This is a genomic window from Nocardioides humilatus (genome assembly GCF_008373755.1).
In the GTDB taxonomy this organism is placed as follows: domain Bacteria; phylum Actinomycetota; class Actinomycetes; order Propionibacteriales; family Nocardioidaceae; genus Nocardioides; species Nocardioides humilatus.
Genome location: NZ_VUJV01000003.1, coordinates 651414 through 665141, shown reverse-complemented (window position 1 = coordinate 665141; position 13728 = coordinate 651414). Strand labels below are relative to the sequence as shown.

General features: G+C 70.3%; 14 protein-coding genes. 10 read left to right on the top strand and 4 right to left on the bottom strand.

Going from position 1 to position 13728, the window contains the following annotated elements:
- The first annotated feature begins 161 nt into the window (after positions 1-161).
- Complete coding sequence (locus F0U44_RS11040; protein WP_149728333.1) at positions 162-443, top strand: hypothetical protein; 282 nt, start codon at positions 162-164, stop codon at positions 441-443.
- Here the strand turns inward: F0U44_RS11040 and F0U44_RS11035 are convergent.
- Complete coding sequence (locus F0U44_RS11035; protein ID WP_149728332.1) at positions 440-1444, bottom strand: hypothetical protein; 1005 nt, start codon at positions 1442-1444, stop codon at positions 440-442. The two genes, F0U44_RS11040 and F0U44_RS11035, sit on opposite strands and share 4 nt — an antisense overlap.
- A 25-nt stretch (positions 1445-1469) precedes the next feature.
- Here F0U44_RS11035 and mshB point away from each other — a divergent pair, with 25 nt between their 5' ends.
- The 4 genes from mshB to F0U44_RS11015 all read left to right on the top strand — a co-directional run bounded on the left by mshB (position 1470) and on the right by F0U44_RS11015 (position 5191).
- Positions 1470-2393: an N-acetyl-1-D-myo-inositol-2-amino-2-deoxy-alpha-D-glucopyranoside deacetylase gene (mshB, locus tag F0U44_RS11030; protein ID WP_149728331.1), complete on the top strand. Its 924-nt coding sequence runs from the start codon at positions 1470-1472 to the stop codon at positions 2391-2393.
- Positions 2390-2764: a DUF6113 family protein gene (locus tag F0U44_RS11025; RefSeq protein ID WP_149728330.1), complete on the top strand. Its 375-nt coding sequence runs from the start codon at positions 2390-2392 to the stop codon at positions 2762-2764. Before mshB ends, F0U44_RS11025 begins: the two co-directional genes overlap by 4 nt.
- A 10-nt stretch (positions 2765-2774) precedes the next feature.
- Positions 2775-4532, top strand: coding sequence for a VanW family protein (locus F0U44_RS11020; protein WP_188113432.1), 1758 nt, complete (start codon positions 2775-2777; stop codon positions 4530-4532).
- 89 nt (positions 4533-4621) lie between these two features.
- Complete coding sequence (locus tag F0U44_RS11015; protein ID WP_149728328.1) at positions 4622-5191, top strand: 2'-5' RNA ligase family protein; 570 nt, start codon at positions 4622-4624, stop codon at positions 5189-5191.
- On the opposite strand, the gene F0U44_RS11010 is transcribed toward F0U44_RS11015, so the two are convergent.
- Positions 5170-5712: a hypothetical protein gene (locus F0U44_RS11010; protein WP_149728327.1), complete on the bottom strand. Its 543-nt coding sequence runs from the start codon at positions 5710-5712 to the stop codon at positions 5170-5172. The two genes, F0U44_RS11015 and F0U44_RS11010, sit on opposite strands and share 22 nt — an antisense overlap.
- An 87-nt stretch (positions 5713-5799) precedes the next feature.
- Here F0U44_RS11010 and F0U44_RS11005 point away from each other — a divergent pair, with 87 nt between their 5' ends.
- Complete coding sequence (locus F0U44_RS11005; RefSeq protein ID WP_149728326.1) at positions 5800-6261, top strand: Zn-ribbon domain-containing OB-fold protein; 462 nt, start codon at positions 5800-5802, stop codon at positions 6259-6261.
- Complete coding sequence (locus F0U44_RS11000) at positions 6258-7463, top strand: lipid-transfer protein (protein ID WP_246160421.1); 1206 nt, start codon at positions 6258-6260, stop codon at positions 7461-7463. The genes F0U44_RS11005 and F0U44_RS11000 overlap by 4 nt, the downstream gene beginning before the upstream one ends.
- Before the next feature lie 4 nt (positions 7464-7467).
- On the opposite strand, the gene F0U44_RS10995 is transcribed toward F0U44_RS11000, so the two are convergent.
- Positions 7468-8298, bottom strand: a complete 831-nt coding sequence (locus tag F0U44_RS10995) for an adenylate/guanylate cyclase domain-containing protein (RefSeq protein ID WP_149728324.1) — start codon at positions 8296-8298, stop codon at positions 7468-7470.
- A 52-nt stretch (positions 8299-8350) separates the two neighbouring features.
- On the opposite strand from F0U44_RS10995, the gene F0U44_RS10990 reads away from it, so the two are divergent.
- The 3 genes from F0U44_RS10990 (at position 8351) to F0U44_RS10980 (ending at position 12821) form a co-directional block, all read left to right on the top strand.
- Complete coding sequence (locus F0U44_RS10990) at positions 8351-9781, top strand: MoxR family ATPase (RefSeq protein ID WP_149728323.1); 1431 nt, start codon at positions 8351-8353, stop codon at positions 9779-9781.
- A 6-nt stretch (positions 9782-9787) separates the two neighbouring features.
- Positions 9788-11782 (top strand): vWA domain-containing protein, encoded by a 1995-nt coding sequence (locus F0U44_RS10985; protein ID WP_149728322.1) that lies wholly within the window; start codon positions 9788-9790, stop codon positions 11780-11782.
- 118 nt (positions 11783-11900) lie between these two features.
- A complete protein-coding gene (locus F0U44_RS10980; RefSeq protein ID WP_149728321.1) occupies positions 11901-12821 on the top strand; it encodes a putative endonuclease domain-containing protein in 921 nt (306 codons plus the stop codon).
- Positions 12822-12882: 61 nt separating this feature from the next.
- On the opposite strand, the gene F0U44_RS10975 is transcribed toward F0U44_RS10980, so the two are convergent.
- Positions 12883-13728, bottom strand: coding sequence for a cobalamin-binding protein (locus F0U44_RS10975; RefSeq protein ID WP_149728320.1), 846 nt, complete (start codon positions 13726-13728; stop codon positions 12883-12885).

Sequence of the window (13728 nt, the reverse complement as noted above, 5' to 3'; positions counted from 1 at the left end):
AAGACGTTCCTGAGCGTCCGGCTGCTCGCGGTCTGTCATGAAGTCGTCGGTGACGCCGACCCTGTGGATCAAGAAATGGTCGATCCTGTGATCTCTGGCTGCCATGTCGCCTCCCTTTACCCACGCTCAGGATATTCGGCTGGGTGCGCGATCATGGAAACGTGAGGGGCATCTTCTTCGGCGAGGACGACGCGCGGGCGGCCGCGCTGGCGCTGACGCGCGGCGGGTTCGAGGCGACGGTCAGCCGGGAGCGGCTGGCGGGCGAGGATGACGATGAGGACCACCCGTGGGCGCTCGTCACCGACGCGCCGATGATCCAGCTAGAGATGCTCGTCGAGACCTACGACGGATGGCTGGACCTCGACGACGAGAGCCCCGCGCCGACGGTCGTACCGCCCCTCCCGCTGCCCGACCAGCCGAAGCGGATCAAGCGCGAACCCTAGGACTCCTCCGGGCCGCATACGCCCGGGCCGCCACCGCGGCGCTCGGCGCGGATCGCGACGGCTGCGCTGCCCTCGAGGTCCTCGTCGATCACCACGCGGTCGTCGTCCTGCTCGAGGTCGTAGTCGCCGAGCTCGTCGTAGGGCTTGCGGGTCACCGGGTCGATGCCGTCGTCGAGGAGCATCTCCCGTGCGTCGAGGTCGTCCTTCGCGTCATCCTCGCTCGCGAACTGCAGCGCGAGGCGTACGTCGGCATCGTCGGACACGAACAGGGCGCGGGCCTCGGGCCGACCGAGGTCGGCGTAGGCACTGCGCTGGTCCTGCGGCACACCCCGATCGTTGGTCAGGCAGACGGCGAACCCGGCGCGCGTGAGCCAGGCGACCTCAGGGTCGTCGTCAGCAGCGTCGAGCAGGTCGTCGAACCCGCCGTCGTCAGCGAGCGAGTCGTCATCGTCGCCGATGACCGCCGCGACGTCCTCGAGCGAGGCGGCGTCGGGAGCGCCCGCGACGACCTGTTCGTCCTCGTCGATCAAGACGTTGAGCAGGAGCGGCACCGGGTAGGGGCTGTCCTCGGCGACCGAGGAGGGCTCGATCGAGAAGAGGTCGCGACCGTCGACCCGGTCCTTGGTGTAGCCGTGCGCCTCGAGGTCGTCGGCCAAGGCGTCCAGGTCGGTGTCGTCCTCGACCTTCCAGACCGCAGCCGTCTGCTCGGAGTCGCCCGGCTCGCCCCAGGCCGCCCACGCCTCCCACTCCACGTCGCCCTGGTTGAACCGGGCGTCCTCCATCGTCTCGGCGTAGCGACCGAGCTCGCTGGGGTCGAGGTCATCGGCGACGTCGGCGTCGGTGAACAGCACCTGGAAGGTGTCGGCAGGGAGGTACTCGAACGACTTCTCGATGCTCGACTCGCCGCCGAGGAGGTCGATGAGAGCGCATCCGCTGAGCAGCGGCGCCACCGCCACGGTCAGCGCGAGCGCACTGTGACGAAGCCGACGACCGAGGAGCATGGGCACCATCATTACGCTGCTCGGTATGAGTGAGAACGCGGCCCACCGACTGCTGCTCGTCCACGCCCACCCGGACGACGAGTCGATCGGCCAGGGCGCGACCATGGCCAAGTACGTCGCCGAGGGGCGCGGGGTCACGCTGGTGACCTGTACGGCGGGTGAGATGGGCGAGATCCTGGTGCCCGAGCTCGAGCACCTGGCCGCCGACAAGGAGGACGGCCTCGGCGAGCACCGCCGCGGCGAGCTCGACGCGGCGATGCGTGAGCTGGGCGTGACCGACCACCGCTTCCTCGGCGGCTTCGGCACCTACCGCGACTCCGGCATGAAGTGGCACGACGACGGTCACGCGATCGCCGCCGACGAGATCCACGACAACGCGTTCTGGCACGCCGACCTGACCCAGGCGGCCGACCACCTGATCGCGGTCATCCGCGAGGTGCGGCCCCAGGTGATGGTCACCTACGACGAGTTCGGCGGCTACGGCCACCCCGACCACATCCAGGCCCACCGCGTCGCGATGTACGCCGCCCAGCTGGCTGCGGCGCCGTCGTACCGTCGCGACCTCGGGGAGGCCTGGGACATCGCGAAGATCTACTGGGGTGCGATGTCGGAGAGCCGGATCCGCGAGGGCCTGCGCCGGCTGCGCGACGAGGGCGACACGACGACGTTCGAGGGCATGGACCCCGACGGCCAGCTGCCGCCCTTCTTCCGGCCCGACGAGGACATCACCGCCGAGGTCGACGCCGGTGCCTACCTCGAGCAGAAGATGGCCGCCCTCAAGGCGCACGCCACCCAGATCACCGCCGACGGTCCGTTCTTCGCGCTCGCCAACAACGAGGGCCAGCTGGTCTGGGGCCGTGAGCTCTACCGACTCGTCAAGGGTGTCCCCGGCGAGGTCGGTGACCACGGGTGGGAGACCGACCTGTTCGCGGGAGTCCCGGCCGGGTGAGCCGAGCTCGAGCGGGACGGCTCGCCGTCGCGGCGGCCGCCCTCGTCGGGGGTGCGCTCGCGGCGACGGCGACTGTGCTGCTCCACTCCTACGCCTGGGGCCTCGCGCTCGGGGTCGCCACGGCCGTGGCGCTCCTCGCTGCGATCCCTGGTGGGTGGTGGCGTCGGCTGCCGTTTGCGGTCGGGTGGTGCCTGACGGTTATCTACTTCACCAGCGAGCGCCCGGAGGGCGACCTGCTGATCCAGGCCGACCTCGAGGGCTACCTGCTGCTCGGCGGGGCCGTCGTCGTACTGTGCGGCGGGGTGGTCGGGCTGGTCGATCGACGGGCCTCGAGCGGCGTTGTGGCCGAAAGCGAAGCACCTACTTCTTAGGATGGCGCGCGTGACGTTGATCGACGGGGCCGATACGGGCAAGACCAAGCGCGAACGCGCGGGCGGCTGGTTCGTGCTGCTCGTGCTCGTGGTGCTCGCGGTGCTGGGTGGTGCGGGCTATGCCGCAGCCCACCAGGTCGCCGGCGACAAGGTGCCGCTCGGCACGTCGGTCTCCGGGATCGACATCGGCGGCCTGACCCGCTCCGAGGCCATCTCCGAGCTCCGTGAGGAGTTCGAGGCGCGGGCGGCGAAGCCGATCCACGTGAAGGTCGCGGGCGGTCGCAGCGTCGACGTGCGTCCCGACGAGATCGGGGTGACGATCGACTACGCCGGCACGGTCGACGCGGCCGGGGCCGAGGACAGCTGGCGCCCCGACCGGCAGTGGGACTACTTCACCGGCGGCGACGACGTCGACGCCCTGGTCCACGTCGACGAGACGCTCCTCTCCGACCAGCTCGCCGACCTCACTGAGGGCCTCGGCGTGCCGCCGAAGGACGGAGAGGTCCACTTCGCCAAGGACGGCGTCTCCGTCGTCAACCCGGTGGCCGGAGAGGCGGTCGATCCTGAGGCCGCCCAGGAGGCGATCACCGCTGCCTTCCTCGAGCAGGACGACGAGGTCGAGCTGACGGTCACGACGGCCGAGCCCGACATCGACGACGCCGACATCCAGCAGGCCCTCGACGACTTCGCCAACCCGGCGATGTCGGCGTCGGTGACGCTGGTCTTCGGTGAGTCCGACGTGCACCTCCAGCCGCGGCAGTATGCGACGGCGCTGTCGATGGTGCCTGAGGACGGCGTCTTGGTGCCCCAGGTCGACGAGCGCCGGATCACCCGTCTGGTCAAGGACGCGACGACGAGCGGCAAGCCGGTCGACGCGCGGATCGAGCTGGTCGACGGCAAGCCGAAGGTGATCCCGGCCAAGCCGGGGGTGAAGTTCGAGCCGGCCACGGTCGTCGCGGCGTTCACCGACCTGCTCGTCGCGCCCGAGGGCGAGCGCGAGGGCGACGTCGAGGCGACGGTGCGCGAGGCCGCCTTCTCCACGGCCGACGCTCGAGCCCTCGGCATCAAGAAGAAGGTCTCGGAGTTCGTGACCTACTTCCCCTACGCCGAATACCGCAACGTCAACATCGGCCGTGCCGCCGAGCTCATCGACGGCACCGTGCTCAAGCCGGGGGAGGTCTTCTCGCTCAACGACACCGTCGGTGAGCGGACCGCCGAGAACGGTTTCACCATCGGCTACATCATCTCGAACGGCGTGCTCGTGAAGGACTACGGCGGCGGCGTCTCGCAGATGGCGACGACCACCTTCAACGCGATGTTCTTCGCCGGGCTGGAGGACATCGAGCACAAGCCGCACTCGTTCTTCATCGACCGCTACCCGGAGGGCCGCGAGGCCACCGTGGCCTGGCCGACCGTCGACCTGAGCTTCCGCAACGACACCGACTACGGCGTGCTCATCCACGCCGACGTGCAGCCGGGCAGCTACTCCGCCCAGGGAGTCGTCACCGTGCAGATGTTCTCCACGAAGGTCTGGGACATCGAGTCCGAGACCAGCGGTCGCTACAACTACCGAGCCCCCGCCACCCGGCACCTCCAGACACCGGACTGCGAGCCGTTCACGGGCTACTCGGGGTTCGACGTCGACGTGGCCCGGATCTTCCGGGTCCACGGCGAGGACGAGGTCGACCACACCGAGGAGTTCCACACCTCCTACACCGCGGCGGACAGCGTGGTGTGCGGCCCGCCGCCGAAGCAGGACCAGCCCTAGGACTAAGGGCCCGACCGATCCCGTACCGCTCAACCTGGCGCTCTCGCAGCCGATTTTCATGTTCATCGGCTGAGCCATGGAGGGCTGCCATGTTGATCCGCGCTGCAATCGTGCCCCCGGAGGAGGCTCTGGAGGAGCTGTGGGTCGCCACGCGCGCGCTCCGCATGGTTCCGGGGGTGGACGCTGTGCCCACCGACAAGCTGGACATTCCGATCACCTCGTTCGGCAACCTGATCCCGCCCGACTGCGTCCGGTTGGCGGACAAGCTGCGAGGAGCGGTCGAGGGCGCGATGGGGCCGATGGTGTGGTTCCAGGGCCTGCGGCTGGAGGAGAACGCCACGATCGTGCTGGGCCTCGCCGGCGACGTCGATCCGATCGCCGACCTCGCGCGCTACGTCCCGGAGGCAGCAGAGACGTTGGGGCTCTACGTGGATCGCCGGCGGTTCCGTCCTCAGATCAAGTTCGCGTCGGTCGATCCCGAAATGCAGGTAGCGATGCTGCGACCGGCCTGGGGGGCGGTTGCGGACTGGACCGGGACGCCTTGGGCGGTTCCGGGCCTGTCGCTGCTGCGGACGCGGTGGTCGGGGTCGCAGAGCTTCCCGGAGGAGTACGACCTGATCGAGATGGCCTGGCCCGATCAGGCCGACGCGAGCGCGTAGACCGCCACACCGAGGAAGGCGCCGACCGCCAGCAGTACCGCGTCGGTCAGCCACCACCAGAGGCTCGTGGTGCGCCCCTCCTTGCGGAACGCCACCCATATCGCGACCCAGGCCGGTGCTGCCATGCCCCAGAACATGATCCCGCAGACGATGAACCCGACGTTGACGTCGCCGCCGAAGCCGAACTCGAGGAAGTTCCAGCCCAGCGAGGTGAAGAGCAGCGCCCACAGGGGGAGGATCAGCGCGGGAGCGCCGATGCTCGACCCGACGCCGGCGCCCACGAACATGGCGATCAGCATCGCCGGGATCGCGATCGCGATCAGCCACGACCCGTCGGGACAGGGAGTGACCACCGCGTAGGTGTTGCTGCTCCCACAACTGCCGCCGACCCCCGCGACCGCGCGCATGGCGAGGAAGGCCCACGCCAGGCCCATCCCGATGACGAGCGCGCACACGAAGGTCACCGCGATGCCGACGTACGGCGTCTTCTGTTCGAGCCTGGACTCCGACCGTGCTTCCACGGCGCTCACCGTAGAGCCGGCAGGAGCGCGATGCCGGTCGTTCCGGTAGAGTGAGAACACGTTCTAGTTTTCCTCGAAGGGGCGCGGATGACGACCTCCACTCCGGTGATCGCCGGCTGGTTCACGACCGGCGACGACCCGCGACTCCTCGCGTCGCGGTGCACGACCTGCGGCACGCTCGTCTTCCCGCCGCCCCCGGCGGACGCGGCGAGCTTCTGCCGCAACCCGGTGTGCGACGGCGACGACCACGAGCCGGCCGAGCTGTCCCGGACGGGCCGCGTGTGGTCCTACACCGACGCGCAGTACCAACCGCCGGCGCCGTACGTCCCGGCCACCGACCCGTTCGAGCCCTTCGCGCTCGCCGCCGTCGAGCTGCCCGAGGGCCTGGTGATCCTCGGCCAGGTCGCCGACGGCTACGGCGTGGGTGACCTGAGCGTCGGCGCCGAGGTGGAGCTGGTCGTCGAGGCGCTGCACACCGACGAGTCGGGTGACCGGACCATCTGGCGCTGGAAACCTGTGATCGAGCTGGGCGAGGAGACCGAGCAGTGAGCTCCAACGACAAGGCGATCGCCGTTGCTGGTGTCGGCATGCACCCCTGGGGCAAGTGGGGCAAGCCCTTCGTCGAGTACGGCGTCCACGCCGCCCGCGCCGCGCTGAGCGACGCCGGTGTCGCGTGGTCCGACGTCGACTTCGTCGTCGGTGGCGAGACCGTGCGCAACGGCTATGCCGGCTACGTCGCGGGCTCGACCTTCGCCTCCGCGCTCGGGTGGAACGGCGCGCGGATCGCGACGTCGTACGCCGCCTGCGCCACCGGCGCCCAGGCGCTCGACACCGCCCGCGCGCGCATCCTCGCCGGGTTGTCCGAGGTCGCCCTCGTCGTCGGCGCCGACACCACGCCGAAGGGCTTCCTTGCGCCGAATGCGGGGGAGCGCTGGACCGACCCCGACTGGCTGCGCTTCAAGCTGCTCGGGATGACCAACCCGGCCTACTTCGCGCTGTACGCCCGTCGCCGCATGGACCTCTACGGCGCGACCAGCGAGGACTTCGCGAAGGTCAAGGTCAAGAACGCCCGGCACGGCCTCGAGAACCCCTACGCGCGGTTCCGCAAGGAGGCCACGGTGGCCGATGTCCTGGCGTCGCCGATCGTGTCCGACCCGCTGCACCTCCTCGACATCTGCGCGACCTCCGATGGTGCTGCCGCCGTCGTGCTGACCTCGGTCGATTACGCCCGCAAGCACGGCCTCGGCGGTGCCGGAGGCCCGGTGCGTGTGGAGGCGGTGTCGACCGTGACGCCGACCTTCCCCAACACCGTCATCGACATGCCGCTGCTGGCGACCGACCACGCTGCGGCCGGTGCACCGGAGCGGACCTTCAAGGAGTCGATCGCCCACGCCGCCTACGAGGAGGCGGGCATCAGCCCCGAGGACGTCGACGTGGCCGAGGTCTACGACCTGTCGACCGCGCTCGAGCTGGACTGGATCGAGGACCTCGGGCTGTGCAAGCGCGGCGAGGCCGAGGTCCTGCTCCGCGCCGGCGACACCACCCTCGGCGGCCGGATCCCGGTCAACCCGTCCGGTGGCCTGGCCTGCTTCGGCGAGGCCGTGCCCGCCCAGGCGCTGGCTCAGGTCTGTGAGCTCACCTGGCAGCTCCGTGGCCAGGCGACGGGTCGCCAGGTCGAGGGCGCCAAGGTCGGCATCACCGCCAACCAGGGCCTCTTCGGCCACGGCTCGTCGGTGCTGCTCGCCCGCTGACCCGTCAGGAGACCGGCGGGACGACCCGCCACACGACGTAGCGGCCGGGGAGACCCTTGAGCTCCAGCGGCTCGGTGGGGTCGACGAGGGAGACCGACGCGTCGTCCTCCAGGTGGTCGCGTACGGCGTCGCTGCACAGCACCTCGCCGCCCGACGCGAGGTCGGCGACCCGGGCTGCCAGGGCGACGTTCTCGCCGAAGTAGTCGCCGTCCTTGGCGACCACCTGCCCGGTGTGGATGCCGATCCGGACGCGGACCTTGCCGTGGCGGCGCAGGAGCTCCGAGGGGCGACGAAGGTCGCTCTGGATGGCGACGGCGGCCCGGCAGGCGGCCTCGGCGTCGCGGAAGGCGACCATGAAGCCGTCACCGGCGGTCTTCACGACCTGGCCGCGGTACTGCGTGATCCGGCCCCGCAGCACCTGGTCGTGCGCCTCGAGCACCCGGACCCAGTCCTTGTCGCCCATGCGGGCGTTGAGCTGGGTGGAGTTCTCGATGTCGGAGAAGAAGATCGTGACCGTGCCGTCGGGGGCGGCCATGTGGACGATCTCGGCCTGCTCCTCGTTGGCCCAGGCGCTGAGGTCCTCGATGGTGCTCTGGATCATGCCGGTGATGCCCTGCTCGCGGACCTTGCTCGCCGTACGGATCATCCGGCTGATCGCGCGCTCGGTCGTGTTCTGGGCCGGCGGCGGGCGCAGGGCGGTCGCCAGGTCGGCCTCGAGCTGCTCCACGTGCTCGAGGTGCCCGGCGATCTCGGCGTCCTTGCGGCGCAGGGCAGCCACCAGCGCGACCACGACGCAGGCCAAGATCGCGCAGAGAACCCCCAAGACGATCGCCACGTCCGCCACTTTAGGGGGTGCTGAGGGTTGGCACGCTGAGTAACTTGGCCGTGTGACCTCTCTCTCCTCCGCGTCGCCCGCACCGTCGGGCAGCCCCTCCCTCAGCACCGTCGGGGAGCTGCGGGCGTCCGGCCATGTGCACAAGTCGCTGCGCACCGAGATCCGTGACAACCTGCTCGCCCGGCTCGCCGCGGGGGAGGACCCCTGGCCAGGCCTGCACGGCTTCCAGGACACCGTCATCCCGCAGCTGGAGCGGGCGTTGCTCGCCGGCCACGACGTCGTGCTGCTCGGCGAGCGCGGGCAGGGCAAGACCCGGCTGCTCCGCACGATGGTCGGCCTGCTCGACGAGTGGACGCCGGTCATCAGCGGGTCCGAGCTCGGCGAGCACCCCTTCGAACCGATCACCCACGCGTCCAAGGCGGCGGCGGCGACCTACGGCGACGACCTGCGGATCTCGTGGCAGCACCGGTCCGAGCGCTACGCAGAGAAGCTCGCCACGCCCGACACCTCGGTCGCCGACCTCATCGGTGACGTCGACCCGATGAAGGTCGCGGAGGGCCGGTCGCTCGGTGATCCCGAGACCATCCACTTCGGCCTGATCCCGCGCAGCCACCGCGGCATCGTGGCGATCAACGAGCTGCCCGACCTCGCCGAGCGCATCCAGGTCGCGATGCTCAACGTGATGGAGGAGCGCGACATCCAGATCCGCGGCTACGTCCTGCGGCTGCCCCTCGACGTGCTCGTCGTCGCGTCGGCCAACCCCGAGGACTACACCAACCGCGGCCGCATCATCACGCCGCTGAAGGACCGCTTCGGCGCCGAGATCCGCACCCATTACCCCTCGGAGCTGGCAGCCGAGATGGCGGTGGTCCGTCAGGAAGCGCATCTCGTTGCCGACGTACCGGAGCCGCTCCTGGAGGTGCTCGCCCGCTTCACCCGCAACCTGCGCGAGTCCACTGCGGTCGACCAGCGCTCGGGCGTCTCGGCACGGTTCGCGATCGCCGGGGCCGAGACCATCGCAGCCTCGGCCCTGCGCCGCGCGACGATCCTCGGTGAGGACGCCGCGGTCGCCCGGGTCGTCGATCTCGAGACGGCCGTCGACGTGCTCGGCGGGAAGATCGAGTTCGAGTCGGGGGAGGAGGGCCGGGAGGCCGAGATCCTCACCCACCTGGTGCGCACCGCGACCGCCGAGACGGTCCGCGAGCACTTCCGCGGCCTCGACTTCGCGCTGCTCGTCGAGGCGATCGAGGAGGGCTCGACCGTGACGACCGGCGCTGCGGTGTCGGCGCGCGACGTGCTGGCCGGCCTGCCGGTGCTGGGGGAGTCCGAGCTCTACGACCAGGTCTGCGAGCGCCTGTACGGCGAGGGTGGCGGCGATTCCGACGGCCAGCGCGCCTGCGCCATCGAGCTCGCCCTGGAGGGCCTCTTCCTCGCCCGCAAGATCGGCAAGGACACCGATGGCTCGGAGACGATCTATGGGTAGGTCCGCATGAGCCGCTACCGCCGCTACGACGGCGGCGACCCGCTCGCTCCGCCGGTCGACATCGCCGAGGCCCTCGACGCCATCGGCGAGGACGTCATGGCCGGCTACAGCCCCGAGCGCGCGATGCAGGAGTTCCTGCGGCGGGGTGGCAAGGACGGGGACGGTCTCGACGACCTCGCCCGCCGGGTGGCCGAGCGGCGGCGCGAGATCCTGCAGCGGCACAACCTCGACGGCACGTTGCAAGAGGTGCGCGAGCTCCTCGACAAAGCGGTGCTCGAGGAGCGCAAGCAGCTCGCGCGTGACGCGATGATGGACGACGGCGACCGCGCGTTCCGTGAGATGCGGCTCGACAACCTCTCGCCCTCGACCGCTGCCGCGGTCACCGAGCTGTCCGACTACGACTGGCAGTCCCCCGAGGCTGCGGCCGCCTACGAGCAGATCAAGGACCTGCTCGGGCGCGAGCTGCTCGACCAGCGTTTCGCGGGCATGAAGCAGGCGCTCGAGGGTGCGACCGACGAGGACCGCGCGGCGATCCAGGAGATGCTGTCCGACCTCAACGAGCTGCTCGAGAAGCACGCCGCGGGTGCGGACACTCCTGAGGACTTCCAGCAGTTCATGGACAAGCACGGCGACTTCTTCCCGGAGAACCCGCAGAACATCGACGAGCTCATCGACGCGATGGCGCAACGGTCGGCTGCCGCGCAGCGGATGCTCAACTCGATGACCCCCGAGCAGCGCGCGGAGCTCATGCAGCTCTCGGCGCAGGCCTTCGGCTCACCCCAGCTCATGGAGCAGCTCGCCCGTCTCGACGGCAACCTGCAGTCCATGCGTCCGGGCGAGGACTGGGGCGGCTCGGAGCGGTTCCAGGGCGACCAGGGAGTCGGTCTCGGCGATGGCACCGGCATGCTCCAGGACCTCGCCGACCTCGACTCGCTCGCCGACCAGCTCTCCCAGTCTTACGGAGGCGCCCGGCTCGACGACGTCGACCTCGACAAGCTGGCCCGCCAGCTCGGTGACCAGGCCGCGGTCGACGCGCGTCGGCTGCAGGAGCTCGAACGAGCACTGCGCAAGACCGGGACGATGGAGCGCGGCTTCGACGGCGAGCTCCGGCTGACGCCGAAGGCGATGCGTCAGCTCGGCAAGGCCCTGCTTCGTGATGTCGCCCAGCGGCTCTCCGGCCGGCAGGGCCAGCGCGAGCTGCGTCAGGCCGGCGCGGCCGGCGACCTGTCGGGTGCCACGCGGCAGTGGGAGTTCGGCGACACCGAGCCGTGGGACATCCCGCGCACGATCCTCAACGGCGTGCTGCGTCGGTCCGGGGACCCGTCGGGGCCGCGGCTCTCGATCGAGGACGTCGAGGTCGCCGAGACCGAGGCGCGAACCCAGGCGGCGGTCGCCCTCTGCGTCGACACGTCGTTCTCGATGGCGATGGACGGGCGATGGGTGCCGATGAAGCGCACCGCCCTCGCGCTCCACACCCTGATCGGCACCCGCTTCCGCGGCGACTCGCTCGAGCTGATCGGCTTCGGTCGGCATGCCGAGGTGATGGAGATCGAGCAGCTCACCGCCCTCGATGCGCGATGGGCGAAGGGCACCAACCTCCACCACGCCCTGCTGCTCGCCAACCGGCACTTCCGCAAGCACCCCAACGCCCAGCCGGTCTTGCTGATCGTCACCGACGGCGAGCCGACCTCCCACCTCGAGCCCGACGGTCAGGTCTACTTCAACTACCCGCCCCACCCGATGACGATCGCGCTCGCCGTACGAGAGCTCGACAACGCCCGTCGCCTCGGCGCCCAGACCACCTTCTTCCGCCTCGGCGACGACCCCGGCCTGGCCCGCTTCATCGACTCGATGGCCCACCGCGCCGACGGCACGGTCATCGCCCCCGAGACCGACGACCTCGGCGCCGCCGTCGTCGGCTCCTACCTCGGCTCGCGGTCCCGCTTCAGCCGCGGCTCCTACGGCGACTGGTTCGGTGGCCGGGGGTTCTGGGTCGGCTGACGCCGCTAACGCTGCGGTCGTCATTGCCAGCGAGGTCCATAGCCCGCGCTGGCAATGACGACCTCGGGGCCTGTGGAGGGCTTCGTCGTCGCCCCGTCGATTTCGGCACGCTGTCAGGGTGCGTGACGAGAGATGGCGGGGGCTTGCGGCCCAGCAGGCAGGCCTCGTCACGCGTGCTCAGCTACGGGAGCTCGGGATTGAGCGGTGGACGGTCAACCATCGGATCGCTACGGAGCGCTGGGCCGAACCGAGTTCGACGGTCGTCGCAACGACGACGGGGGCGCTTACGCGACGACAACTGATGTGGCTCGGGGTCCTTCACGCCGGAGGGGAGTCGTTGGTCGGCGACTTGAGCGCGGCTGAGGTGCACGGGCTGAGGAATTGGCATCGCGACGATGTCGTCGTCTGGACCCGCCGTGGGCTCGACGTCGGCGATGAGCCGTTGCCTGGGATCAGGTTCGTCGAGACCCGCCGCCCGTTGCACCTCATGCGAAATCGGCAGTCGGTGCTGCCGTTGGCCCGGTTGGAGCCGGCTGTCCTGCGTTTCGCTGCCTACCAGCGCTCGACGCGCACCGCCGAAGGAGTTCTTGCGGCAGTGGTCCAGCAGCAACTGACCAACCCGGCGGCGCTCCTCGACTGGGTGGATCTCATGCAGCCGCTGCGGTGGTCGAAACGCTTCAAGCGTGCCCTCGGCGAGATCGCCGGCGGGGCGCAGTCGACGGCCGAGATCGATGTGCGGCGCATGTGTCGCTCGTTCGGCCTCGCGATGCCGGTGCGGCAGACCAAGAGACGCGATGCGTCTGGCCGGTGGCGATATACGGACAACGATTGGAAGCGGCCTGACGGCCGCACGGTCGTGCTCGAGGTCGACGGCGCGTTCCATATGGACGTCGATCATTGGGAGGACGACCTGGCTCGTCAGCGCGCGCTGACGACGCCAGATCGCATGATCGTTCGGTGCACCGCGCGAGAGCTGCGAGATGAGCCCTGGGCCGTTGCTCGCGACCTCAAGGCTCTCGGGGTCCCGGCAGCCGCCTGACAATGGGGTCGTCATTGCCAGCGGGGCCGATAGACCGCGGTGGCAATGACGACCGCGATCGTCAGGGGTGGAGCACGGCCGCGAGCTCCTCGATGCCGTCGATGAGCCGGGTGCCGGGGCGGGCCCAGGAGGCGTTGGCGTCCACGGCGTGCACCCGTACGCCGGCAGGGAGCAACCCGCGTCCGACGAGCTCGTCCGCCAGCCCCTGCGAGGCGGCGCGGTCGTAGCCGCAGGGGGCGACGACGACCAGGTCGGGGCGAGCGGCGGTGACGTCGTCCCAGGTGACGCGGACCGACTTCTCGCCGGCGGTGCCGAGGACGCACTCGCCGCCGGCGAGCTCGATCATCTCGGGGATCCAGTGGCCGGGGGCGAACGGCGGGTCGGTCCACTCGAGCAGCACGACCCGAGGACGCGGCCGGTCCGCGACCCGCGCGACGACGGCGGCGAGGCGCTCGCGCTGATCGCCGACCAGCGCGACGGCTTCGGCCTCGCGGCCGGTCGCTCGTCCGAGCACCTCGATCGACTCGAGCACCTCGTCCAGGGTGTGCGGGTCGCAGGTGAGCACCTCGGCGGAGCAGCCCAGGTGGGCGAGCGCGTCGTCCACGACGGAGACGTCGACGGCGCAGACGGCGCAGAGGTCCTGGGTGACGACCAGGTCGGCGTCCAGTCCGCTGAGCGCGCCGGCGTCGAGGTGGTAGAGGTCGTCGCCCCGGTGCATCGCCTCCACGACGTATGCGTCGATCTCCGGCGGCGTCAGGCCCTCCGGCATCGCCGACGTCGAGACGATGCGGCGTTCGCGCGCCTCGGCGGGGTGGTCGCACTCGAACGTCACCCCGACGACGTCGTCGCCGGCGCCGATCGCGAAGAGGATCTCCGTGGTGGAGGGGAGCAACGAGACGATCCGCAC